Origin of the sequence: Streptomyces hainanensis (assembly GCF_004348415.1) — a bacterium.
In the GTDB taxonomy this organism is placed as follows: Bacteria; Actinomycetota; Actinomycetes; order Streptomycetales; family Streptomycetaceae; genus Streptomyces; species Streptomyces hainanensis.
In genome coordinates this window covers 1-845 of sequence record NZ_SMKI01000882.1, presented here as the reverse complement: position 1 = coordinate 845, position 845 = coordinate 1, and the positions used below count along the sequence as shown (strand labels likewise).

Genomic DNA, 845 nt, shown 5'->3' with positions numbered 1-845 from the left:
CCCGGTGGCCGCCCCCGTCGCTGTGGAGCCCCAACCCCCGGCCGCCGTCCGCCGGTTGCCCGCCGCGCTGCTCCTCGACCACGGCGGGGTGATCGCCCGCTCCACCAGGACCCCCGACGCCCGTCGCGCGTTCGCCACCCGGCTCGCCGAGCAACTGACCCGCGCCGGCGCCGCGTTCACCGTCGACGAGGTGGCGGCCGCGATCGAGGCCGGCCGGGAGCGGTACGGCCGGTGGAAGGCGGAGCGGTCGGACGGCGCCGTCGTCCCCGAGATCACGCCGCGCGAGTTCTGGTGCGACCTGGTCGGGCCCGACTGGTCGCCGCACGCCCGGGCGTTCCTGCTGGCCGAGTCGGCCCGGCTGACCCTGGAGTACGCGCGCAGCAAGAGCCACGCCACCATGCGGCCCGGCGTCGCCGAGGCCCTGGCGTTCTGCGCCGAGCACGGCGTCCGGGTGGCCGTCGTCTCCAACACCGTCTGCGGCCGCGCCGTCCGCGAGGAGCTCGACCGCTACGGGATCACGCACCTGGTCGGCGCGCACGTCTACTCCGACGAGATCGGCCGCCGCAAGCCCGACCCGGCCACCGTGACCGCCGCCGTCACCGCGCTCGGCGTGGCGGCCGCCGACTGCTGGTTCGTCGGCGACAAGCCCTGGCGCGACATGGCCGCCGCCCGCCGCGCCGGCGTCGTGACGACCGTGCTGGTGCGCGGCGGCTCGGCCTCCGACGCCGCCGTCGACGCCGCCCCCACCGGGCCGGCCGACGAGCGCCCCACCCACGTGATCGACGAGATGACGGGGCTGCTCGGCCTGCTGGCCCAGGCCCGGGCCGCCGACTCGACCCCCGCCC

The 845-nt window shown here is 78.0% G+C and carries 1 protein-coding gene; it reads left to right on the top strand.

Annotated features, from left to right (window positions below; all coding sequences use genetic code 11):
- Positions 1-22: 22 nt before the first annotated feature.
- The coding region (locus E1283_RS36625) for an HAD family hydrolase (RefSeq protein ID WP_207930684.1) at positions 23-845 on the top strand (823 nt) is incomplete at its 3' end.